24 protein-coding genes are annotated in these 24,558 nt (G+C 38.0%); 19 read left to right on the top strand and 5 right to left on the bottom strand.

The window, feature by feature from the left end; genetic code table 11:
* Window positions 1-62: 62 nt before the first annotated feature.
* The 14 genes from M983_RS14465 (at window position 63) to M983_RS14520 (ending at window position 11,495) form a co-directional block, all read left to right on the top strand.
* Window positions 63-272 carry a hypothetical protein gene (locus tag M983_RS14465; protein ID WP_066752441.1) on the top strand — a complete coding sequence of 70 codons (210 nt, stop codon included), beginning with the start codon at window positions 63-65 and terminating at the stop codon, window positions 270-272.
* The gene (locus M983_RS14470; RefSeq protein ID WP_066752444.1) at window positions 269-850 is read left to right on the top strand and encodes an ORF6N domain-containing protein; all 582 of its coding nucleotides are present in this window, start codon (window positions 269-271) and stop codon (window positions 848-850) included. Before M983_RS14465 ends, M983_RS14470 begins: the two co-directional genes overlap by 4 nt.
* Window positions 847-1,020, top strand: coding sequence for a hypothetical protein (locus M983_RS17590; protein ID WP_167348689.1), 174 nt, complete (start codon window positions 847-849; stop codon window positions 1,018-1,020). The genes M983_RS14470 and M983_RS17590 overlap by 4 nt, the downstream gene beginning before the upstream one ends.
* A complete protein-coding gene (locus M983_RS14475) occupies window positions 1,020-1,214 on the top strand; it encodes a hypothetical protein (RefSeq protein WP_066752447.1) in 195 nt (64 codons plus the stop codon). The genes M983_RS17590 and M983_RS14475 overlap by 1 nt, the downstream gene beginning before the upstream one ends.
* Entirely contained in the window at window positions 1,214-1,810 is a 597-nt protein-coding gene (locus M983_RS14480; protein WP_066752450.1) for a hypothetical protein, read from the top strand. The genes M983_RS14475 and M983_RS14480 overlap by 1 nt, the downstream gene beginning before the upstream one ends.
* A 14-nt stretch (window positions 1,811-1,824) precedes the next feature.
* Window positions 1,825-2,169 (top strand): hypothetical protein, encoded by a 345-nt coding sequence (locus M983_RS14485; RefSeq protein ID WP_066752453.1) that lies wholly within the window; start codon window positions 1,825-1,827, stop codon window positions 2,167-2,169.
* Window positions 2,166-4,886, top strand: a complete 2,721-nt coding sequence (locus M983_RS14490; RefSeq protein WP_066752456.1) for a TOPRIM and DUF927 domain-containing protein — start codon at window positions 2,166-2,168, stop codon at window positions 4,884-4,886. Before M983_RS14485 ends, M983_RS14490 begins: the two co-directional genes overlap by 4 nt.
* Window positions 4,887-5,291: 405 nt before the next feature.
* Window positions 5,292-5,744 carry a ProQ/FINO family protein gene (locus M983_RS14495; protein WP_083954612.1) on the top strand — a complete coding sequence of 151 codons (453 nt, stop codon included), beginning with the start codon at window positions 5,292-5,294 and terminating at the stop codon, window positions 5,742-5,744.
* Window positions 5,745-5,818: 74 nt separating this feature from the next.
* Window positions 5,819-6,352, top strand: coding sequence for a hypothetical protein (locus M983_RS14500; protein ID WP_066752459.1), 534 nt, complete (start codon window positions 5,819-5,821; stop codon window positions 6,350-6,352).
* Between the two features lie 181 nt (window positions 6,353-6,533).
* Window positions 6,534-6,707, top strand: coding sequence for a 3-hydroxybutyryl-CoA dehydrogenase (locus M983_RS17130; RefSeq protein ID WP_074388181.1), 174 nt, complete (start codon window positions 6,534-6,536; stop codon window positions 6,705-6,707).
* Window positions 6,707-7,048, top strand: a complete 342-nt coding sequence (locus M983_RS14505; protein ID WP_066752462.1) for a hypothetical protein — start codon at window positions 6,707-6,709, stop codon at window positions 7,046-7,048. Before M983_RS17130 ends, M983_RS14505 begins: the two co-directional genes overlap by 1 nt.
* Window positions 7,049-7,064: 16 nt before the next feature.
* The gene (locus M983_RS14510) at window positions 7,065-10,298 is read left to right on the top strand and encodes a coiled-coil domain-containing protein (RefSeq protein ID WP_066752465.1); all 3,234 of its coding nucleotides are present in this window, start codon (window positions 7,065-7,067) and stop codon (window positions 10,296-10,298) included.
* Window positions 10,299-10,364: 66 nt separating this feature from the next.
* Window positions 10,365-10,733 (top strand): hypothetical protein, encoded by a 369-nt coding sequence (locus M983_RS14515; protein ID WP_066752468.1) that lies wholly within the window; start codon window positions 10,365-10,367, stop codon window positions 10,731-10,733.
* A gap of 513 nt (window positions 10,734-11,246) precedes the next feature.
* Window positions 11,247-11,495: a hypothetical protein gene (locus M983_RS14520; protein ID WP_066752471.1), complete on the top strand. Its 249-nt coding sequence runs from the start codon at window positions 11,247-11,249 to the stop codon at window positions 11,493-11,495.
* 81 nt (window positions 11,496-11,576) lie between these two features.
* On the opposite strand, the gene M983_RS14525 is transcribed toward M983_RS14520, so the two are convergent.
* Window positions 11,577-11,993, bottom strand: coding sequence for a hypothetical protein (locus M983_RS14525; protein ID WP_066752474.1), 417 nt, complete (start codon window positions 11,991-11,993; stop codon window positions 11,577-11,579).
* 937 nt (window positions 11,994-12,930) lie between these two features.
* Here M983_RS14525 and M983_RS17930 point away from each other — a divergent pair.
* From M983_RS17930 to M983_RS14550, 5 genes are all read left to right on the top strand, one after another.
* A complete protein-coding gene (locus M983_RS17930; protein ID WP_066752476.1) occupies window positions 12,931-13,119 on the top strand; it encodes a hypothetical protein in 189 nt (62 codons plus the stop codon).
* Window positions 13,120-13,575: 456 nt separating this feature from the next.
* On the top strand, window positions 13,576-13,863 hold the full coding sequence (locus M983_RS14535) for a hypothetical protein (RefSeq protein ID WP_066752477.1): 288 nt from the start codon (window positions 13,576-13,578) through the stop codon (window positions 13,861-13,863).
* A 2,824-nt stretch (window positions 13,864-16,687) separates the two neighbouring features.
* Window positions 16,688-17,716: a metallophosphoesterase gene (locus M983_RS14540; protein ID WP_066752479.1), complete on the top strand. Its 1,029-nt coding sequence runs from the start codon at window positions 16,688-16,690 to the stop codon at window positions 17,714-17,716.
* A 52-nt stretch (window positions 17,717-17,768) separates the two neighbouring features.
* Window positions 17,769-18,590 carry an enterotoxin A family protein gene (locus tag M983_RS14545; protein WP_066752481.1) on the top strand — a complete coding sequence of 274 codons (822 nt, stop codon included), beginning with the start codon at window positions 17,769-17,771 and terminating at the stop codon, window positions 18,588-18,590.
* Between the two features lie 12 nt (window positions 18,591-18,602).
* Window positions 18,603-19,097, top strand: a complete 495-nt coding sequence (locus tag M983_RS14550; protein ID WP_066752484.1) for a hypothetical protein — start codon at window positions 18,603-18,605, stop codon at window positions 19,095-19,097.
* 688 nt (window positions 19,098-19,785) lie between these two features.
* Here M983_RS14550 and M983_RS14555 read toward each other — a convergent pair.
* From M983_RS14555 to M983_RS14570, 4 genes are read right to left on the bottom strand one after another with little or no spacing between them, the layout of a single operon-like run.
* Window positions 19,786-20,928 carry an MFS transporter gene (locus M983_RS14555; protein ID WP_066752487.1) on the bottom strand — a complete coding sequence of 381 codons (1,143 nt, stop codon included), beginning with the start codon at window positions 20,926-20,928 and terminating at the stop codon, window positions 19,786-19,788.
* Window positions 20,929-20,987: 59 nt separating this feature from the next.
* A complete protein-coding gene (locus M983_RS14560; protein ID WP_066752489.1) occupies window positions 20,988-21,629 on the bottom strand; it encodes an HAD family hydrolase in 642 nt (213 codons plus the stop codon).
* Window positions 21,630-21,643: 14 nt separating this feature from the next.
* The gene (locus M983_RS14565) at window positions 21,644-22,702 is read right to left on the bottom strand and encodes a zinc-dependent alcohol dehydrogenase (RefSeq protein WP_066752491.1); all 1,059 of its coding nucleotides are present in this window, start codon (window positions 22,700-22,702) and stop codon (window positions 21,644-21,646) included.
* Window positions 22,702-23,961, bottom strand: coding sequence for a class-III pyridoxal-phosphate-dependent aminotransferase (locus M983_RS14570; RefSeq protein ID WP_066752493.1), 1,260 nt, complete (start codon window positions 23,959-23,961; stop codon window positions 22,702-22,704). The genes M983_RS14565 and M983_RS14570 overlap by 1 nt, the downstream gene beginning before the upstream one ends.
* Between the last annotated feature and the right edge of the window lie 597 nt (window positions 23,962-24,558).

Genomic DNA, 24,558 nt, shown 5'->3' on the forward strand with positions numbered 1-24,558 from the left:
CTCATTTCTATTGCATATGACTTTAATGCGGAAATATGTAAATCCCTCGAGGAGGCGACCAAATGAAAACAATCAAATTAAATGTTGGTCACTTATCTACCTTGGAAGAAGTTGAACATATTAACGAAGAACTCCAAACGTTGTTAATCCCACTATTGACGGCTGTAGAGAACGAAGCTGATACCGATACGCATTTTCTACTGAGAGCAGTTAATCGCCTTATATGTGCACAAGAAAAAGAAATCACTCGATTGGCGGAGGTGATGAAATGAGACAGGTCACTATTAATGCCACCAGCCTAAGCCCATTCATGTATCAAGGTAAGCGGGTTGTCACCTTTGCCATGATTGACGAGGTACACCAACGCCCGAAAGGCACAGCAAGGCGCACATTCACAAAGCATAAACGCCATTTCATTGATGGAGTTGATTACTTTTTGTTAGGTCAGGACGTATTACGTCCACACCTTGATGAAAATATCACCAAGTACACACCTGAAATAATGGTATTGGCTGAATCTGGTTATCTCATGTTGGTTAAGCCATTTACCGATGATTTATCGTGGCAGGTTCAACGCTCAATGGTTAACAGTTATTTCCGATTGTCCGAGTTTCCCGAAATTAAACACATTCAGATCCCCACACTGGCGGAACTTGAGTCCATGCCAATTGGTGAGGCTCAAAACTTGATTGTCGGTTTAGAAGCAGATTCTTATCAAGGTCATGGTAGACGTGGTAGCTATGCCATGAATCTACGTAAAAAAGAAAAGAAAGCGCTTAAGCCGATAGTGATAGCCATTGAACAAGCTTCACAGATACACATTCAGGATATGGGAGATTACCGCTCATGAGAACGTTTCTAATCGCAGGGTATGGCACAACGCAAAAAGGGTTAACGCTAGGCATTTGTAAGCAAGTGATATCCGTTACCCAGAAAGAAGCTCAATCACAAGTAATACAAGAAGCGTTGCGAGACGGTTTAACCAATATCCGAATCAACTATGTGCGTGAGGTGAAGTAATGACACAAGAACAAAAGCGCCTGATAGATATGCTTATTGAAACACCTCAAAATCACACATCAGAATTACTAACTTTGTTATCTACATGGTGCGCAGCTGAAGAAGATGACGAAACTCGAAACATGATAAGCATTGCCTTGACGGTTGCCTGTCAGATTAAAGAATCACTGGATAAAGCGGTAGAAGGTAAATGATGAATATTTCTCACATTAACGCATTTGAGCACAGCGAACACGGTGTCATTCTCATTACTCACGCCGCTAATCAGGAGGCGATCAGTTATATCGAAGCATTAGACGCCTTAGATAATGGCAGCTTTGACGGTGATTTATTATTAGGTTTTGAGTTGGTTTTAGCCATTAGCAAGGGAGAGGCTGAGGGCTTCTTTAAATCCACCATTGAACAGACGGTCATTCTCTGGCGTTGGATTGTGGCTGCCTCTTTCGTTATGGAGCAAGCCGACAATAACGGGTTCCACTATGACAATGACGGACAGGAAAAAATCGTCATAGCGGCTATTTATCGCAATGAACATTCAGCACTCACCGTCTACGCAGCAAGTGAACGTATGTTACTCGCCAATCATGTTGAGGGCGTAGCGTATGAGCATTACGAACCTGAATACGCCCCATCAATGGCAATAAGAATGTATCGAAACTTTATCACTCTTGAGCCTAAACAAGGTTGTCGATTATCAGAGCAAGGGCGTGAAGGTTTAGCCGTACTTCATGATGAATTAATCAAAGAAATTGAGTTAGGCAGCTTTAACGATACTGTCACCCTTCATTAAAAGGATGTAATGACATGATAACGAAGAATTTTAAAGTTAATTCATTGGCGAATAGCTATGCAACGGCTATCTATCACGATGTGACTACTCGCAATGGTGGTGATTGGTTTTCGATGAAAGTCGGCAATAAAGCTATTGAAGTTGCTGTTACTGACGGTGTGAAAGGTATTCGAATGCTTGTTGATAGTTATTTGCTGGAAGCACTCAAACAAACCTATCCCCTGTGGGAGGCGGTCGCTATTAGCTTGATAGAACAATGTGTCATTAATGGTTATATCACAGGGTACGGGCGTGAAGTTTGGCAAGGCATGATTAATGACATGGGTAACACCTTAGCCGATAAGGGGGCGTTTCAATGAAGCCGATTGATGTTATTCGTGAGGTGAAGCTGAAAGCTAACGGCCAATGGCAGAACATATTATCTCACCTTGGGGCAGAAGTGCCCCTAAACACGCACACGGCTTGCCCTGCTTGTGGTGGTAAAGACCGTTTTAGATTCGATAACAAAGACGACAACGGCACGTTTATTTGTAATCAATGTGGTTCTGGTGATGGATTGGATTTAGTTCAGCGTGTTCTAGGCGGTAGCGTGACTGAGGCAGCATATGAGGTTGCTAACATAATTGGTATTGATACCTGTTCAGACATTCCACCAGCCTATCGTAGCCATGAGGTAAAAGCGCAACAGGACGCACTGAAAGCGCAGCAAGCCCAGAATCAAGCTAACGAGCAGATAGAGAAGCATAAACGTTTTATTGAACGGTATAATCGTGCTATTAGCAATGTTCAGCATGGTGAGTCTGACTATCTCAAGGCTAAGGGGTTACATGGTTTTGAAATGGATTTATTACAGGATGGCTCTCTTATCATTCCATTATTGGATGCTGGTGGCGTTATTACGGGCGCACAAACTATTAAGCCTAATGGTGATAAGCGTTTACTGTCAGATAGCTCAAAGTCAGGCAGTTATTACCCTATCAATGAGCCTGTAAACGTTTCTACGGTAATTATCGCTGAAGGATTGGCAACTGCCCTAACGTGTCACTTAATACAGCCAGAAGCCTATGCCGTCGCAGCGATTGACGCAGGTAACTTAATTCACGTTGCTAAAGTCATGCGTACTAAATACCCCGATAGCAAGATTATCATTGCGGGGGATAACGATATTAAACCCGACCAATCAAACACAGGAAAGTTAGCAGCAGAAAAGGCTGCTCAGGCGGTTAATGGTGTCGCTGCTTTACCTCCTACCGATGATAAAGCCGATTGGGATGATTACCGCCTATCACACGGCATTGAGGCAGCAAGGCAGGCATTTAATGCCGAGGTGGATAAACAAGGAAGTAAGGTAATGATTGAGATTGATGTAACTCACGAAGCCATTAAACCCGATCCCATGAAAACACGTATTGAATCACGCGAAGATGGCGTATTCCTGGTGACACCGAAAGCCGATAAGGAAACAGGGGAAATCATCAATCATGAGCAGTGGTTATCGAACGCCATAAAACGTATTACGAAAGGGGCTAATGACCTCAATCAAGAGTATTTAATTATCGAATGGGGTAATAACAACGTTCAGGCGATACCAACGGGTGATATTGGAGAGCGTGAGGGGTGGCGCACATTAAAAAACGCAGGGTTATTTGTCACGACAAAATCAGGGTTAAGGCAGTCATTCTCTGATTGGCTGTTACGTCAACCATTCAAAGAGGACTGGAGTATTACGAATAAATCAGGCTGGCATAAAGGCGCATACATCATGCCAGATGGTTCAATCATTGGAACGCCTAAACAACCGATATTTTTTAACGGACAAAGCGCAGCCGCTACCGCCTATCAGACAAGCGGAACAGTAGAAAGCTGGCGGAATGATGTCGCTCGATTAGCTAACGGTAACAACTTTATGATGATAGCTATCGGAGCAGCACTCGCCGCCCCTATGACAAGTATTATCGGAACTGACAGTTTTGGGCTTCACTTATACGCACAATCCACCGCAGGAAAAACAACAGCAGCAGATATGGCGGTGAGTTTATACGGTGAACCCGATTTACAACGCTTGACGTGGTACGGTACTGAATACGGCATGACTAACGAAGCGGTAGCGCACAATGACGGGCTTTTATATCTTGATGAAGTCGGACAAGGAGCCGACCCGAAACATGTCTATAAATCCGCTTACACGCTATTTAATGGCAAAGGCAAGATACAAGGTGCGAAAGAAGGCGGTAATCGGCAGGTTCAAAATTGGAAGACAGTCGCTGTGAGTACAGGCGAAAAAGATATTGAGACGTTTTTGTCTATGGCTGGCATTAAGGTCAACGCAGGGCAATTAGTGCGATTGCTTAATATTCCAATGGAACGCGCCACCGAATTACACGGATGTGAATCAGGTAAAGCTCATGCCGACTTAATCAAGGTGAATTGTCGAGATAACTACGGAACGGCAGGACGTTACTGGATTGAGTACCTCGCTGACCACAAAGACAATGCCAAAGAAGCCTATCGAACCGCACAGCAACGCTGGAATAAATTAATTCCGAGCAGTTATGGGGAGCAAGTACACCGTGCGAGTGACCGATTTGCCACACTGGAAGCCGCTTTGTTGATGGGGAGTGTTATCACAGGGTGGAATGAACAAGATTGTCGGGATGCGGTTCAGGCTATCTTTAATGTGTGGGTGGCCGAGTTTGGTACGGGCAATAAAGAATATGAGCAAATCAAAGCGCAAGCCGAAGCCTTTTTAAATGCGCATGGATTGAGTCGTTTCGCACCACTACCTTATGACGTTCGGGATATGCCAATCAGAGATCTGGCAGGGTATAGGAAGAAAGGTAGTGACGAGGATGACCCGATCATCTTTTACACATTCCCCTCTACCTTTGAGAAAGAAATCGCCATTGGGTTTAACTACAAGCAATTTGCAGAAGTATTAAAAACAGCAGGTATGTTAACACCGCCTACCAGTGGTAGAGGTTATCAACGGAAAAGCCCACGCATAGACGGACGGCAATTTAATGTTTACGTCTTGCAATTTGCCCCTGAAACAAACGACGAGGATGATAACATTTAATTAAAACTATGAAATTAATAGATAAAAGCCATTTATTTTTTCATGTGTGTAATTTTATTGTTTTAGTGTTGGTTCAGTTGGTTCAGTAGATAGCCTTTATTGATTTATAAGGAAAAAATAACACTTTTTGAACCAACACTGAACCAACAAAAGGATGTTTTGAACCAACAAATTAGTATTTTGAACCGACACCCAAGATTAGAGCCTTTCTTCACTGGTTGGCATGTTTAGGTTTGATGTTGGTTCATTCATTAAAAATGTTGGTTCAAATAGGGTTAATGTTAGTTCAGTATTTTTAAATAAAGTCTTTAAAAACAAACATCTTTACAAATTGAACCAACTGAACCGACTGAACCAACACCTGATCGCGTATTTAATAAAAAGTTTTTTGAGGAAAAAGAAAAAATGAGTAGACCGATATTACCATCAAATAAAAATAACAATAACGTAACAAGTAAAGCTGTAATAGAAGCACCAGAAAATACACAAGCTAAAACGCCACAGGAAGCTATACAACAACCCAAGAAGAAAAATAAGGCGGATATTCACGCGAAGAAGAAACAGCATCGTATCGACCGTATAGCGCAGCACTGGACGCTATTTAGTGAGCCAGAAGCCAAGCCGCTAATGATTGGCATTAAGGAAGCTATGATTGCTGAGGTTAAAGATAAAGGACTGGATATTCCTGAGAGCCACATTAAACAAGGATTGCGTTCATATATCAGCCGTAAAGCTTATTTGAAAGCTCTTACTCTGGGCGGTAATCGGTTTGATATGTACGGGCTACCTAGCGGAGAAATCACTCCAGAACAACAAGCTATAGCAGAGAAAAAGCTGGTGGAATGGGCTAAAAAATAGCAAGGTAACAACCGCTAAAGCATAAGCTGAGGCGGTTATGTATAATTAGCCTTATCAACTAAAGGGATCACTAAATGAAAAAAATCATGATAACGGCTCTATTGGCTTTGTTTCTATCGGGATGTGATAACAACCCACCAGCACCCTACGGATTTAAGTGGGGGCAGACTAAAGAAAGTGTGAAAGTGTTAAATTTAAAGGATACAGACTGTAATGCTGGACACTCTTGTACTTTCAAAGAAACACCTGACGGACACAACGCAGCTATTTTATTTGCAACATTTCACGATAAGTTAGGGCTATTTTATATAATTTATGCTGAAAACTTCGATCAGAAAGCAACAACCAGAGAGCAAGCATTTGAACTATATGAACAAGCGGGAAATAAATTACAAAAAGTATATGGCCCCCCTGTAAATAAAACACATACTATCAAAGATGAAAGTGATTTTTTTAATTGCTTAGGAAGCCAAGATTGTGGTGATGTTAATATGAATTTTGATAAAGATGGATACAAAGTAAATTTAAGAATGAATGTATCAAATCAAGGGAAAACCTATCTAACTTATACTTTTAAAAGCCCTGTATATAGCGCATCTTTAAAATAGTAAACAGTTCAAAAAACAAAGCCGACTTTGAGTCGGTTTTTTTTGTTTTCATTACTTCAATAGTATTAATTTTTATAGAAAATATTCCTATTTTGTATCTATTTGCATCAATAAACTATTGTTTATTTTTTAATCTAATTTATAATTGTATTGTATAAAATTACAAGGTGGATAAATAAACATGGATAAGCAAAAAAGAACCTTCAGACCAGTATCAATTGATAGTGAAATAATAGAGCGCGTCAAAAAGTTTAAAGAAAAACAGGGTGAAAAAGATTTTTTTATCCAGCGAGCACCTATTAGTCAATTAATTCAAGGGTTACTAATTAATGCCTTACATAACGAGGGGTTCTAATGGAAAAATTACAACGGTTAGCAAGCACTATAGCTCAGATTTATGTTGATAATTTAAAAACTGAAACAGGGGAAACGTTAGTCACTTATAACAACATCACAGGCAAAGTTGTTCCTGAATTACTGGCGGCTGGACTATTTGATAATGCGGTATTTGTCGTTAAAGCGGATGGCGAAGACATTGACGTTGAAGGTAAGGCGTATGATTTACTCTCTCCATTAATTAACTTATCTACGAAGCCTTACTCCTTAACGGAACAGGCATATAAAGTAATTAACTTTCTAAATAGGCAAGCACTAAAAGCTGGAAGCACCTTATCAACCTTATCAGTTGTACATTAACCACAAGGAACAGACTATGTATCATGGTGAAGGTTACACAGTATATGTAGATGCCGATACAGCTAGCCTTCTTGAGGCTAACCGTGAAATGGAAAAAACAAGAAGAAAAATAGATGATTTAGGCAATGAGGCAAATACTACAAGTAAATCATTTACTCAATTCAATAAATCTGCAATAGCGGTTTCCAGTGCGTTAAAAATGCCTGAAATAAACCGTCTATCACGTCAAATGAGTGAATTAGCGGGGCAAATGGGCGCTGCCTCAATGGCGACAGATAAGGCAACGAGTGTGAACGCGCGCTTTACTGGCGTGATTAGTAATGTATCTGGACTACTGGGTGCGGGATATATTTCCAATATCGGCAGTGCTACGACTTCACTACTACAGCACACTAAAGGGGCAATTAACGCCACACAAGCCGAAATTTCACATACTCGCGCTATTCAAATGAAGGCTCAGGCATTGCAAGCTGCTGCCTCCCAAGAAGTCATTAACGCAAAAAATCTTAAGGCATCAACACAAGCAGAGTTAAAAGCAGCTCAGGCAGCGTTAGAGCACGTTTATACATTAGAAGGCTCTAATGATATCAAGCAGCGTGACTTAGAGTCACTTAGAGTGCGACAGGCTGCAATGCTCAAGGATGCTGAGATAACTTATCAAATGACTGCGAGTGAGGAAAATCTACAGCTAGTGACCAAGGCTAGCAATGCCTTACATGCGACAGAAACTAAAATCAAAACACATTTAGCGACCGCAGGTAAAGAACTGGCTAGAGCTGAGGCACAAGTTGCTAAAGCAAAAGAAGTTGAAGCTAATGCGACCCATAAATTAAATGCGGCCTTAGCATTAGAGCAAAAAGCGAAAACTACACTAGTCGCCACAACGGACGCAGTGACCGCCGCCAATGGTCGCGCAGCCCAAGCCGCTAAAACTCAATCTATTGCGATGCAAGGATTGCGAGGCGCAGTAGGATTATTAGGTGGCCCTACAGGTGTCTTCTTTTTGGCTGCCGCAGGTGTCTATGCGCTATATAACGCAATGAACGATGATACCGCAACGAAAGAGTTTAATGACAGGGTAGATCAGTGGATTGATAAAATCGATGAGCTGTCAGAAAAACAGGCGCGAGTGGTGGCTAACCGATTAGGCGAGAAGATAGCAGAAACAGCCACAGAGCTAGACGGGCAAAAAGAAAGTCTTAAAAATGTTACTCAAGAATTAGGAGTTTATGAGCAACAATTAGCTGAAATAAATAAAGAAATAAAATCACAAAAAGAACAAGATATTGAGGTGGGTACTCCTTATATACGTGATGATCTAGTTAAAGTTATAAGTGAACTTACCAAGAAACAACAGCAATATGAGCTACTTATTTCCGAGGGTGAGCAAAATATTCGTCGCTGGACGGTATCACAAGGTAAAGCGGCTGATATTGCAAAAGATAGAGCAAAACAAACAGATGAGCTGACCAGAGCAGAATTAATTTATCAACGCCAAGCTAAAGGGATAGTGGATGCCAACCAACAAGTAGCCCGCTCACTGGAATTAGGCAGTGAAGCAGCTGTTAAGAAAGAACAAGCCATCAAAGAGTTAGAAAAGGCGTTAATTGCTGATGGTTTTGTTAAAGACTCTGAAATATTTAAACAAAAAATACAAGAGTTAACGGATGAGTTTGATAAGACGGCAAGTTTGAATCTTGCTAACTCCCTTGCTGATATTGAGCAACGAACACAAGCTCTCACTATTGGCATGAAAGACGGTAAGCCCGCACTGGATGAATACAATGCCTCGTTACTGCTTATGCAAATGGGGATAAAAAAAGGTTCAGATGCCTACAATACTGAACTCCCGAAAGCGATAGAGGCAATCCGTAACTTACGTGAAGCCCAAGAAGCCGCATTAAATAGCAAATCGAATGCTAATAATTCATTGAAAGCAAATAATAAAGTAAATGACGCTATCAAAAAGCAACAGCAACAGACTGAGGCGTTAAGAAAAGAATTTGAGCTGTTAAGTTCTGGCGCAGCTAACGTAAATAAAGAGATGGCTATTTTTAACGCCGTTCAGGGGCTAGGTGCTGATGCCACTGATAAACAAAAGAAAGCTATTGCCGAAGAAGCCGCTGAGGTTTTCGACCTTAAGCAGAAAGTCGATGACTTTATGAAATCACAAGAAATTATCCCTGAGCTAAAACTTGCAAGAGCATTCAGACAAGAGGCTGAGGAGCTTAAGCGCATGTTTGATAATGATTTCATTGATGAAGAAACCTTTAAAGAGCTAGGCAGTAAAGCAATGAAGGCTTTTGATATCGGCATGGCTGAAATAAAAATCAATGCTACTGTCGACCCTATTGATGAAGTCAAAGGCCAATATGACCCGATTCAATCACTGGCTAACGAACACGCTAAGAAACTTGAAATGATCCGCCAATTCGAGACTGAAAAAGGCGCTATCACAGAGCAGGGTTTGGCGTTAATGAATGCGGCTAATACACAATACGAGCAAGACCGCATGAATGCTCAATGGGATATATGGCGCAACCAAAGCCAAGCTAATCAATTCTTAGCTGATGGATTAGACGCATTAGGACAACGTTCCGCTAACGTGATTACGGGGCTATTAACAGGTGCTCAAAACTTAAATGATGCGTTTAAGAATGTAGCCTCAACAATTGTCGATCAAGCGGTTAGTGCTCTGGTTGAAATGGGTATGCAACAGATTAAGAATATGGTTACTGAAAGTGCTATGCGCAAGGCTTCAAATGTTCAAGCTGTAGCAGAAGCAACAACAACAGGGGCGGCAATCACAAACGCTATGGCTCCAGCGGCAGCAACAACGAGTATTGCCACTATGGGATCTGCGGCTACGTGGGGTATGGCGGCAATGGCAACAGCAATACCCGCGATGATTGCGCTTGCAGGTGCTCGTAAAAATGGTGGTCCCGTAAATGCTGGCTCTATGTATCGAGTGGGTGAAGGTGGCAAGCCAGAGATATTCAAAGCATCGAACGGTAGTCAATACATGATACCGGGTGATAATGGTCGAGTTATTAGTAATCGACAAATGGGTAAAGGTGGTAATGGTGTCAGCATGGGTGATATGAACTTTACATTCCAAGTTCAGGCACCGAATGGCATTACACAAAAGGAAGCACAGCAGATACAGCAGATGGTAAGAGGTGCGGTTTATGACGTACTTGGTAACGAGATGCGTAGTGGCGGCGCGTTAGAAAAAGTAAGAAAATGGTAATTAAAAGTATTGATAAAAAAGCATAATAGGGCAGATTCCTGCCCTTTATAATATTGAAGGTACATAATGATAAAGGTAAAAGTATCTAAAAAGAAAGGTCGCAACCAATCATTTCTACAATATTGCCAGCATGTAGACCAACGAGTATCACGGGCTATGCAACGGTTCCTTTTCGATGCTGGAGCACAAGCCGCAATTTATACACCTATTGATACATCAACATTGATTAATAGTCAGTTTAGGGATGTCACGGTTAATGGTACAAAAATAACGGGACGTATTGGTTATTCCGCCAGCTATGCCGTTTATGTACATGACCCGAAAGTTAAACAGAAATTTAAACGCCCAACCGCTAAAAAAGAGTTCTTGAAAAAAGCGGTTGAGGAAACGCTACCTAATTTAACTAAGTATATTCATGAAGAATTGAAGAGTTAGTTTTCATGCTTTCGTGAACAGTACGCGCGTAAGTGAAATGACTTTTCGGGCACGTTAAGAACACGGTTTATACATCCCATAGAAAATAGTTTTTGGACATAGTAGAGAGAATTTTCGGACACGTTAGAAAGACTGTAAATATAGGGTGATAGCGACAAAAATAAATATTAAATCCTAACAAATCTTAACGTTTTTCTAATGTCTCAATCCTAAGTTTTCCTAAGGTTTATTAGCGCTGAATCTTTGGATATCTTGGGTAAATGCTAATATTCCAGATGATAAGGATTGGTAAGGCAGGAGCATAAGCAGTGAGATATTATCATTGAAAGAGTGAAAAATAGTTATGCGGTATCTTTCACTCCTTTATAATTAGTATCACATTGAGGTGTTAGGTACTCGTGTATAAAAAACATACTATGTTACACAGCATTAGACGTTATTCTAACCAGACTTGATTTCATAACTTAAAAAGCAAATAGTCCAAGGTACATACAGAAAACCAAGGGGAACTAAATGAGTAATCATGAAAAATCAAATGAATTAACAGTTACATTGCCTGACGATATGTTTTACATGCTCAAGACATGGATCGCTTTAAAACAGTACGATTCAGAAAGTGAAGCTGTTCTCGAAGGACTTAAAGCTTTAGCTCAACAAAAATCAGATGAAAATAGGGCAATAAAACAATATTTCCGCGAAGAAGTTTATCCTGAAGAAATTCAGAACATTAAAAATGAAATTAGTAAACAAAAAGGTAAATAACAACATAGGAAATGAGTTCCTATAATCCTTTTATGCTAAACGGGCGAGTTAGTTAGCGAAAACCGCCCGTTGATATATTATTTAATTCAGCTTTCCTGTAATATCCTTATGGCGCTTCCACGCTGAATAGATATCTTTATCCCACGCTTTGCCTGCCTTAGTTTGATAGCCTGCCTCATTAATTCGTTCCGCGATAATGCGCCCGTTATCTATGCCCTCTGATAGCACTAAATTAACCACAGAAACGACAGCAGACTCATTATAGGTATAAGGTGGGATATCTGCCTTACCAGCAATTAAAGAAGCCACAGACGATTCTAGACGTTCCACTAGCGATAGCATACGAGCGTCAGGATTACTGTCTGGACGGTTTAACTTCTCTTTGATAGCGGAGACTATCCACGCTGTTTTATCGCTACCAGAGTTCGATACAGCATCATTAAACAGGGCTTGTAGTTCAGTAGGGAGACGAAAGGCAATAAGATTAGATTTACTCATGATAATAGTCCGTTATTAACTCAATGAGTGCTTATTATATCAGCGTATAACACTGTTATACAGATTAGAAAATATAAAATTGCTAGTGGATTTAACGGGTAATTCCATAACTTAAAGTTAGAGTAACTTACTGTAAAACAAGCAAGGCGTATTATTGCGCCTTGTAACTGATTGAATACATGGCAAAGCTCAAAATTGAGTGTTGTACTATGGTGATTATCGCCATAGTCGGAAAGGGTAACAGTTGAAATGCTACCCTTGATGCTGAGGACGACTTGAAATGAAGCTCTCATATCAAAACTACGAATTAGTGCCTTTAGCTAAAGTAGCTAAATATTAGCCAGTACAGCTAACTACTAAAACACGATGGAACTATGATTGTGAAATAATTGTAGGGTATCCACTAAGGTATCCACCGAAAAGGCTATATTTCACTGGTTACTTTACCCGCTAAATGTTGACAATTGTTAACATCAGAACCAGACATAAGAACATAGTAATTGTTGTGGTCGAAAACTTATCAAAACTTGTTATCGTGTTAAATGAATTTATAAGCCCCGTCCAAAATTAAATAGGTACGCAGTAGGTATGTGTTTAGTTCTAACGATTCGTTATAATTAAATAAAATCATGATGTTGTGAAAAAGTACGCAGAATGGTACGCAGCAAAACAAGGGGAATAAGTTTGGACTAGTCTTGACGGATTTAACTTGGTCGCCACCATGAAACATAACCTATTGATTTATCCGAGGCCGTCACTTTGGGTTCGCCATGAGATAGCGTATTTAAACCTGTGAGCGAGGTTGCCATTTTGACGGTTGCCACTCTGGTTGCCAGCAAAACAGCATGTTTTATGCTAGTGGAATGATGGCCTTTGATTGTTTCAATTCAGCACAATCAAGGTATGGCGGAAATGATCATCCCTTTGAGGTATAGCCATGTTACAACGTGAAGTAATAGAAGCCGTTATGATGGAGCTAGCCCACCAGCAAGGGCAATCACTCAACGGACGCGATAGGTTAGCCATTAGAACAGGCGTAGCGCAGACAATACAGGCTAAGGAGCGTCACAGGCACAGAATGACAGCACCAACCTACCAATGGACGAAGCCAGCACCGAAACGATAATAGGACTCCTTAATCTCAAGGAGGCATGAGTCTCTGAAATTGGAGGCTCGTCACTGGCTGGCAATACCGCAACGGCGAGACTACGGTGAGGATTAAGCTGATAACGGTAAGGCATTAACCATAAGGTTGATACAAGGTTTCAGGTGGTCACTGTGACCTCTCGCAATAAAAACAATGTGTTGCCATCTCTTACCATTGGTCACTGAAACGATGACCAATGAGTGTTAATCTGGTTTTGTGACAGAATTAAACGTTATCAATTAGTTGTATTTTGATTCCGTCGATTTAACGGAATTACGTATAATCAATAACTTATAGTTACATGCGGGATTATCCCGTATCATCATGGGTAAATTAACGTTTAGATCACCCTGCTAATTAGAGCTATTACCTATACATTAATAATTTCACCAGTATTTTATTTTAACTAATAGCTTATATTGTGATGATATTAAGATGAATAAACTAGAAATGAGAAAAGCAAAATCAATCAGGATCACCACATCAGGAACGGTAATAAAAGCCCCTGAGCGAGTTAAAACAGCCACAGGTAAAGTTATGGCCACAATGACTATTCAGGCTGAGAGTGACAAGCGTAGCCCGTACCCATTAAAGATGGTGGCATTTGATATTAACGCACTGGAACTTATGACCTGCCAGAAAGGAAATAAAGTAACTGCTACAGGTCGCTATGAATGGTTTAATGGCTATCAGCTAACAGGGGCGCAGATAGTTGCTGGTTAGTAAAATTTAGTATCAATAAACCGATTCGAAATTGGTAAAGCTAAAGAGGACATTTCGCCTCTTTAAACTAACCCAATGTTATTAGCCTAGTTCGCAACTTACCCTCTTTAAGATGACCAGTTCAACTAACCCGAAAATATCGGGGCACTTCGAATAAGTTCACCAGCCTACCTATTCTATTTTGTACACCTCATATTGAGGTGCGCAAATTAACCACACCTCTTAAAGAGAGGAGCCTATCAGATGAAAAATATTTTTGGTTGTCATCGTTCCGTTTGAAACAGAGGCAGTGAAAAACACGGGTAGGGTTATTTCTGGTTGGTATTTCATTATCTGCAATAAAATCCCCATTGATGATATTTATGCAATGATGTTATTGGAAAGTGTAGGGCTAACATTGATATTAAAAATCACCTCAAAACAGGCATGACAAAAATATCAGGGGGTACATTTGGGGGTATCTATAAAGTTAGAGTTAAAATAACTTTTTATTATCAATGCGTTGATCGTTGTGTATTACTCTCTCCTCCTCCGCCATTTCATCATCTCCTAGCGTCTCCTGAAGTCTCCTAATCCCAGTAAAATCAAGCAACCCAATAAAATCATTGTCTCCTGAAATCTCTTAACGTCTCTTGAAAGCTCTACCATTTGTTGTATGGTTTTTTGTATAGAATTTTCCTATACAGATTATCTATACAAAATTGGTGATTTATGAAGCTAATGGATATGGCTATAGAATCGCCAGAAGGTTTCGCTTCCAATATCGTATTCCCTAATAATTTTCCTTTTCCATCTTTCATCCATCACATTAGTTTAAGTACGTCAAACTCCGTATGGTTACCGTTATCATCCAGAAAGTTAGAAGCATTAAACTATTTTTAATGCTTCATGTAAAACATCATCGTAAAGTGGCTTTATGGTCATTCATTCAAGATAAAATCACAAGGTTAGGGATAATAAATAACCAATTTGTCTATAACAAAAAATATAGTCGAATCCATGCGAAAAATTAGAGGCTTAATTTTTATAAGAATGATATCCCATCTATTATTATGCTCATCACGCAGCACTGAGGTTAATCACTATAGTAAGCATTGCATTGACAAGCTAAAAAAACACTTTTTGTTCATAAAATAGATAACAATAATTAATTTTACTTATGTTAAGTTTCTAACTGATAACAAACAACATAGCATTTATATCTTCTTTCAGTCGTCTTTATCCCAAATTATTTCATTCTGTTACCTTACAATACATTTTGTTTCTAGCTGGATTTATTGTTACTTATAAGATGCGTATTTATGGCTAAATAAGGTAAATTAATAAATGATTTTAAAACGCATCCTCGTGAACAACGACTCCAATTACAACCTAAAATTTGGAAACCAGCATACAATAGAGCTATGTGGATTAATGACTGTCAAGCTCATGCATTTCAAAACCTGCCAATGCCATCTTAGCCCCACTGGTATACTCACCCTGTTGATAACACCCTTTTTCTTATTTTGTGCATGATATTCAAACTGTAGGTAAAGGTGAAAGCATAACTTATCGTTTTTTTACTATTCGAAAAATGGAAATACCAAGCCCATTTGAAGAAACAACAAAAATAATTAAGCAACAAGACGATATATCTGTTCCACATTATAGCATTAATCAATTTTGGACTGACGTTGGAAGGTTTCGTTGATCTTATTATGAACGGAAATGAGTAATTATTATTTAGAACTATGGAGTGCTAATACATAAAAAAATAAAACTGTAGTCTATCTTATATTGGTTATCTTAGTGCTTTCATTTTTTACTTTAGATTTTGTAAAAAAAATCTAACACCTATTAATATACTAGGTAGCGTTTGGATAATGTTTATTTAGGTGGTCAGATTTATGCAGGAGGAAAATCATTATTTATTCAAATCGTATTTTTATTCTCGCTTATATTAATTTACGCCAGGCTTAAGACAAGCGGATTATTAACATCAATAATATTAAGTATAATATTTTATCTCGTTTTCTACAGAATAAATTTCGAATTGACAATATTTTAGAACATCATCACTAGTCTTTCTTCATAATAGATTTATTATTAAAATAAAGAAGGGCTTGATGGCTTCTTAGAAATTGATTTTTGAACTTAAGTGGATCAATACCTTTGATTATTTGCTCTCTCATTGTTGAAGTAATCTGAAATGCCCGATTGTTCCAAACAACTTATTAAAGACCTCGCTTCGGCGAGGTTTTTTGTATTTGAATTTAATTAATGACCATTTAGATGAGTAGCAATTTTTAGGTATATCACTAATTAGTTTTACTTATGTTTATTTTTGATAATGATAAATGATATGTAAATAATTACTTTTTAATTAGTTGATAATTAATGTTTTTATGTTCCCCTCTGTAAAAAAAATTAAAAAAATCTAATGAATTACTTAACAATAGTCTATTATATAAAAAACATTAATGATTTTTGGGTTCATAAAAAAGGAGAGTTTATGATAGCTAAAGTCGGTTCAAAAGAAGTTTTCTTTGATTTACCGTTCGAGAATGACCCAAAAATTACAAATAGCATCTTAACGATTAACGATTAACGATTAACGATTAACGATGCTTATGGTGCAGGTAATAAGCTAACAGGCTGGATGATTAATGTTAATCCAATCGAGTACGATTAAAAAATAATTTAAATTAATTCTTCTTTCATTAAGAAAGGTAGGATTTATTTTAGAGAGTTGTGTGATTAAGGATACTAGATGATATTTTATCGGCGTATATCTGGTCTTTTTTCCTCTTTAATTTCAATGAATTGATGAAAAAGGTATGCAATTATGAAACAAAAGATTCTTTTCGCAATATTAATGGCTGGGGCTCTGACGAGTGGCATGTTTGCTAATGCATCAGTTACAGCAAATGAAGAAAAAGCCATAAATAATGTCGACAAAAAAGATTACAAGATAGTCATCATGGCGGATCCTCAGCCGTGGCGTTTAGGCAATGGCGGAGATCCTAATTCTAAAAAAAGTAGAGGGCCTTGGTTAGAGGTAAATAGAAAAGTATCCGAAGGTATAAAAGCCCAAGATGGTGTATTTTTTTATATCGTAAACGGTGATTTAACAGAGTTTGGCCGTGCCGATACATATAGTGATTACGCCAATGTATATAAGAGAAATCAAGTCCCTGTTTATGAGGGATTAGGTAACCATGATTATGCCAATAATGTTGGGGATTGTCATAAAGATGGTTGCGCCACAGAAGCAGTTGCAAGAATGGCCGACGAACTAAAGCGCTACTCAAAAGTATTGAACAATTTTAATATGGATGTGAAGGATACCATGGTAGGGCTTACAACTAGAAGCATCGATGGAAGTTTATCTTATTCTTGGGATTTTGGAGATGTCCACTATGTTCAACTACAAAATTATCCTACCTATAAAGTGAATTTAAATCACGTAGCCTACGGGGCTGGTGCTATAAAAGCAAATATCAAATCATCACTGGATTGGTTGGAAAAAGACTTGTTGGAAGCGGATAAAAGAGGAAAAGTTACAATCCTAAACTTCCATGATGGTAACGAACATTTTTATGACGGATCTACTAGGGTAGAAAAGGAACGTTTTAAAAATATGATTAATAAAAGTGATGTCATAGCTGTATTCGTAGGACACACACATAGCCAAAATTATAGTAATAATCATAATGATTCTATATATGGAAACGTACCTGTATATACTGCCGGTGCCTTATTTAATGGAGATTATTATCTGTTAGATGTAAAAGGAAAAGATATTTTGGTTGGAGCTTTGAATGTTTTAAATAATACACACAGAGGATTAGGCTATATCAAGAGAAAAAATTAAAAATAATTGAATTCAATTTATAAGGTCACTTATTAAAAAAGAGGTGATAACTATGATTAGAGCTTTAATTGTTGTTTTTCTTTTATTACAAATACCGTTTTCTTGGGCTATAAATCCTACAAGTGTTGTATATAGAGCGGATAGTAGAACACTAAGTGATATACATGAGGCTGGGGGTATGTGGCCACTTAGAGAAGGAGCTCCCGATAATGATTTAACACATCATTTTGAAGGTGAGTCAATCGATGGGATGTGTAGTAACTTTGTTTCCACATCACAGTCTCTTAGAGCAGTCGTTGAGCATGCGATATCACTCTCAAGGCCGAATGAGTTTGAACCTTACGATCCTGAATTTGTGACCTATATATATGTTATTAGGCCAGATCTTAACTTCTACGATGTCGAAGGTTCGTTAACTCATGCAAGAAACAGTACCAACGATGCCAATATGAGGAATTTAATTAATCGTCTTCTTTCAAATTATTCTGGAATGGAGGAGTTGGTTGCAAGAGATGGCTTCTCACAAAATAGAATTTTATCATACGCCAGATTAGATGCTGATATGTTGCAAAGATATGGTACATCAGGTAATTCCGCTTTATTTACCGAATCATTTTGGGCATCAAGATGGGTAAATAATCCAACATATGATTACCATTACGATCAGGACATTAGTAGCAGCAGTCCGTATCAACAAGTCGGTATGCCTGAAGGCGCTGTTTTAGAGGTATCAAATGGAACCCAACCCTCAGTTAGACTTGGAGAAACATGCTTAGGTGTTAGTCCGAACTTTAATCATAAATCCAAACAGAAGCTAAAGGATGTGTGCTCAAAAAATGAACATTTCAATGTTATAAAAAAAACGCTAAACTAATAAGGAATTAAAATGAAATCTATATCAATTTTTATATTACTTCTATCATTTTTTTCCTATCCGGCCTTAGCAAAATATCATGAGTGGGATTGTTGGGGATGGCAAAAATATACAAATAAAGATTATGAAAGAAAAACAAATATTTCATATAGCACTGATATATGTGTTAGGACAGATGATAAGCCCCTGTATGTAGATGTATATCTCCATAAACTATCATTCAGTGGTAATAGTAACTCTATGGATTTCGTCATCCAAGTTAAAGTAAAAAATAAAAGAACAAATCAATCCTATTATTTAGATTCTACTGAGAAAAGTAATATTGTTTCAGAGTATTTTAAGAGATTTGAGTTTCCTGTCGCATTATCTGGGGAGTATGAAATCACTGTTAATAGAATAAATGTAATTTATAGAAAAAGCGGAAAGACCACAGGATATTTTAACAATATAGATGCTAGGTATGGCATTAATAAGTTAAAAAGTGAAGCATGTTGTTGTTCAAATTGATTCTGTCATATCGCAAAGCGTTATTTACTTATTTCATTTTGTTTAGTGATAAACTATGAGTAATAATGATGATACCATGAAAGATAAAAAAAGAATTTTTAATACTGATTGGTATTGTCGCGACTGAGTTGCTACTTTTGAAGTTCAAACATGTTTTTTCATTTTCTGTGTCGTTCATCTATAGTTAATACAATTTATATCCAGAAACATCTCGGCTGACAAAAATAATCAAAAGTGAATTTGCTATTAAGTTTTATAGCATGGTTGATAGCTTATTTTTTATGTATTGATACTGAAAATGCATAGTGTGATTTAAAGTATTAATGAAGAGTATTTGAAGTTTATTGTTATGATTCCTTTTTTCTTGCACACTCTCTTAATATCTTCTTGCATCTCCTACTGTCTCTTAAAAGCTCCTTTTGGAGGTACAAATGGGGGTATATTGCATTCTCTAAAGATTTATACCCCCAATATTAAACTAACAGCTAAAAAAGTTGATAGCAGTAAGCCAAAAGAAAAGGGCGATAAACATTTTATGGAAGCGATTTATCTCTAACACATTATTTCTCTAGTGTACCTATAAATCTAAAGTATATAGCCATTTTCTATTCTTAGAATAAACCAAATTATTTCTATTAATTAATCAGTTTTCTGATTGAGTATTATCCTTATAAATACGCCACAACGCTTATTTTTTTATAAGATGACTACAAAGAGGTAAACTCAAAGAAAGCACACTGACGACAATAAAAGCAGTTGTCAGGCTATATTGATAAGCAATAGCGCCAATAAACGCAGGACCAAGTAGAATCCCTGAATAACCTATACTTGATATTGCAGCGACTGCAAGTGTAGTTGGCATTGCGGTTTGTCGTCCTGCTGCGCTAAATAATATAGGAACAATATTTGAAAGCCCTGCACCTATAAGGAAAAAACCAGAAGTCATCGTGAAAAGATGTGTCCAGCCTACAACGACCCCAATCCCTATTGTTGCTATTAGCGAGCTGAATAGGAATACGTTGAAACGACCGAAAAATTTGATAAGGCGATCTCCTAGCAAGCGTCCAATCGTCATAGAGATGGCGAATATTGTATAGCCAATACCGGCAAAATTAGCGCTAACACTATTATTGCTTGTAAGCAGAATACCGCTCCAATCAAGCATTGATCCTTCCATTATATAGGCGACGAAACACAAAAAACCAAGTACGATTACGATACCTTTAGGAATAGCAAAAAAAGGTGAGTCATCAGGTTCAGAATTGGTGAGCATTCCCTTAAAAGAGATCAAAAGAAGCACAAGGACTAATATCATGATTATGCTTACTGTTAACAGGGGAGTTAGTCCATAGATAATTAGCATACTGACAACGCCTGAACCTACAATACCACCGATGCTAAATAGTGCATGAAAGCCAGACATAACAGGTCGGCCTACTAGCTTTTCAACCTGTACTGCATGTATATTTGCAACTACATCCATAGCCCCAATACCACAACCAAAAACAAATAGCGCTGAAGCTAAGGCTAATGGTGTATCGAGAGTCGCAAGTGCTGGCAATAGTATCAACATAATTAAAGTCGCTAAGTTAAAAACAACCCTACAGCCATAGCGCGAGGCGAGACTTCCAGATAAAGGCATCATCAATAATGAGCCAATACCAAATGCCAGCATTACCATACCCATAGTTCCGTTATCAGCCATCATGCGTAGTTTTGCTAATGGAATTAACGGAGCCCAGGTGGCTAGGCTGAGACCTGCAATAAAAAAGGCGATGCGTGTAGAGATAATTGCTCGTGGAACACGATGTGAAGTATTGTTCTCAATCACGTTGTTAGTACTCCTTATTTTATGGTGCCGGCATTATAAAATACGCCGGCACCTAAGATTTACTTCTCGTTTGAATTCAGTATCGCGTCAAAGGTATCTATTTCATCTAATGAGTTGATCACTTTTCGTGCATTAATGTAACTCTCTGTACCTGAAAGTGAGTGTGGCCAACCATAAACATGTTTAATACCTGCTGCAGTTGCAGCTTTAATACCAAGATCCGTATCTTCTATAACAATAGTCTTATCGGGGTCTGCATGGAGGCACCGTAACATAGCCAAATAGGGATCAGGGTAAGGTTTTGTACGCTCGATATCATCACCACTAATAAGCAATGGTTCTATTTGCAACTCTAAAGTACCAATATTAGATAAACAGATATCTCGTGGAGCAGTAGAGACAAAACCAAAAGGGATTTTCTGCTCAATAAGTTTTTCGATAAGTGAACGAATACCGGAACGTAGATAACGAGGCCCAAGCATAGCCTTATAGGCGCTAACAATCTCAACGATAATTTCGTCATATTGTTCAGCGTTGATCCCAAGGGTTGCTAATGTTGCCTCTAGGCTAAGGCCGATGAGATCTTCAGGTTTAGCCTTTTTCGTTTGTTCAGGCAAAAGAGCTTTGAGTACATCAAAATGCAACTGCTCGCTATCGACTATAACGCCATCGATATCAAATATAACGAATAAAGAACTCATAATTTTTACTCCTGCTAGTGTGTTGCTATACGCAGTAGCACTTTACAATTTGGTTCAGTAATTGGTTGTTGTTTTTTCTCTGCTATGTTACAACCCACTGAAGCAAATGCTTGTGGGTAATTATTTAAGTCAAAAGTATGGCTTACTAACTTATTGGCAGGAATTTTCCCGTCACGAATAATTTCATAGGCACGTTCAAAGCTGTTATTGAGAGAATCTATTGAACCAATCACTGATAGACTTTTATCTGCAATTTTTAGTACATCCAAGTTAGCGGTAAAATCTTTAAGAGCTACGTTGAGTAATTTGCCACCTGGTGCTAAACGCTTAAATACAATTTCGGAAAGATAGCCTGTAGTATCAACGCATAAATCCAGTTTTTCATCGTCACTGCCATACTCTTCTCGCATAGCATCTTCAAAGTCTGTATAAACACGTGTTCCTTCAGGTAGAACTTCTTTTGCAAATTGATTGCGGAACTCGTTTTTTTCTACTAAAAATGCTTTAACACCACGTAGATATAAACTCCACAAATACAGCATTCCCATAGGGCCTGCGCCAATAACACAAGCACGTATATTTGTATGTGTAATATTAAGCTTGTCTACACCGGTTATAGTGCAGCTTAGTGGCTCGGTAAGAGCACCTTCTTCAAAGCTGACATGGTCATCAAGATGAAGTAAAGACCCTTCTTTAGCGCGATATTGATCAGCAAAGGTGCCATTGTAGGAAACACCAGCCTCAGTACCTAGCTTACGTTCACAATGGTTAGGGCTACCTGTTTGACACATGCGGCACTCTCCACAGGAGTATGTCGGATTGATAACTACGCGATCACCCACTTTAAATTGAGTTACACCTGAGCCTATCTTTAATACTCGACCTGTTGACTCGTGACCTAAGGTTGTTCCAGGAATTGCGACAGGATAATCACCAGTAATAATGCCCACATCTGTACCACATATGCCACAGACTTCAATTGCAACGATTACATCGTCAGAATCGATACACTGCAAAGAAGGTACTTCAATGAGTGATGTATCCCAGACACCGTTAAATTTAAGAGCTTTCATCAGATAATCTCCTTTGAAATATTCAGTTTTTTTTCAAGTTTAGTAAAAGTGCAATCCAATTTAGCAACCAGTTCGTCGATATGATCTGGTCCACAAATAAGTGGAGGACGTACTTTGATAGCGCGCCCTTTGCCATAGCGAGAACCCCGTATAATGAGTCCATGCTCAGCGGCTATTTCAATCGCCATCGTAGTAATTTCTGGACTTGGTGTATCGAAACCAAACATATAGCCTAACCCACGAACATTAGTGATTAATTCGTGATTGTCCTGTAGTTTAAGCAAGGCATCACGCAGATAAGGCTCATTAAGTTGTACATTTTCGAGCAACTGTTCATCTTCGATGATAGAGATAGTTTCGTGAAGCGCGGTTAAAGATAAAGGATTAGCACCTGATGTATTAGAATGCTCATAGGATTCAAGTACATCTAGTTTGTGATTCATTAGAATGCCGCCAGTGGGAATACCGATTCCACCTGCACCTTTGGCAAAAACAATGATATCTGGTTTAAGTTCTTTGGCGTAACCTGTGGTTGCGAAAAAAGTACCAGTACGCCCAAAGCCCGTTTGAACTTCATCAGCTATTAATACTATATTGTATTTATTACAGATTTCGCGTAATTGGCGATAAAATTCAACAGGTAGCACTATATTGCCACCATTACCAAGAATAGGTTCGAGAATGAGACAAGCGATATTGCCACTAGATCCATAATTAATAAAATCTTCCAACTCACAAAAGCGAGTAGGATTTGAAGTATTAGCACTTTCTTGTCCTGCTAATTCACTATCAGGAACTGGGATCTTGAATGAACCATTTATAATTGTATTAAAGTGCTCAAGACGAAACGCGTTACCAGAAATACTAGCGGTAGCTAAAGATTGCCCATGATGAGACATAAATAGAGAGATTACACCGGTACGCCCTGTATATTTTTGAGACATACGAATAGCACCTTCAACCGCACCTGAACCAGAAACGTCTCTTAACCAGAGTGAATCAATGCCATCGGGTAAATGTGGTTTGAGCTGATTTAGAATTTGATCAGCAATAGGCTTGGTATAAGCTGAACTCAAATGAGCACAGCGCTCTATCTGGTGTTTAAGTTTATTTATTAGTCGAGGATGCGTATAACCAAAAGGAAGATTAAACGTTCCTGAAGCAGCATCGAGCATAACCCGCTGCCCATCATGTAAATATGGTCCATCACCTTTATAGTGACCAATCATCTCCTCGAAATAATTATTTTTACTTTTCATATATATTTACCCATTAACGTTAATAACAGAGTAATAAGATACCGATTCTGACAATATGTGGATTTATAAGAGGAAGAAATATTCGCCATATAAAATACGGATTTATTTATGCAGATTACTTAGTATAAACCGCATATTGATAGTATCGACTTTGTAACTAATTTATATTTTATTTATGAATAGCTTGCCCTCCCTTTATTTAGGATAAAAATACCAATCTATTTTTTTAAATAAAAATTATAGGTGTTTTTACTGTGATAGATATACTTAATTAAATTTCAATTTGTAATTAAATAATAGTGTTCCTTGTTTTCATTCTGTTGATTTAACTATTATTTTAACGGTTTTATTATTAACTAAATAAAACTGTAAAATATGTTATTTATAATATTTATCATAGTAACTAAAAATATTATTAGCAATAAAAAATATAATTTATTTTTAAATTTTATTATATTCAATAACTAAAGAAATATATTAAGTATATATACCTGAAGATGTTTTATTAGTTATTTTTCTAAAGTAATTTTATATAAATATAATTACTGAAATATGTAGTAATACTCCCGATAATAATTCATGACATAATATATAAAT

It is taken from the genome of Proteus myxofaciens ATCC 19692 (assembly GCF_001654855.1).
Lineage (GTDB): Bacteria > Pseudomonadota > Gammaproteobacteria > Enterobacterales > Enterobacteriaceae > Proteus > Proteus myxofaciens.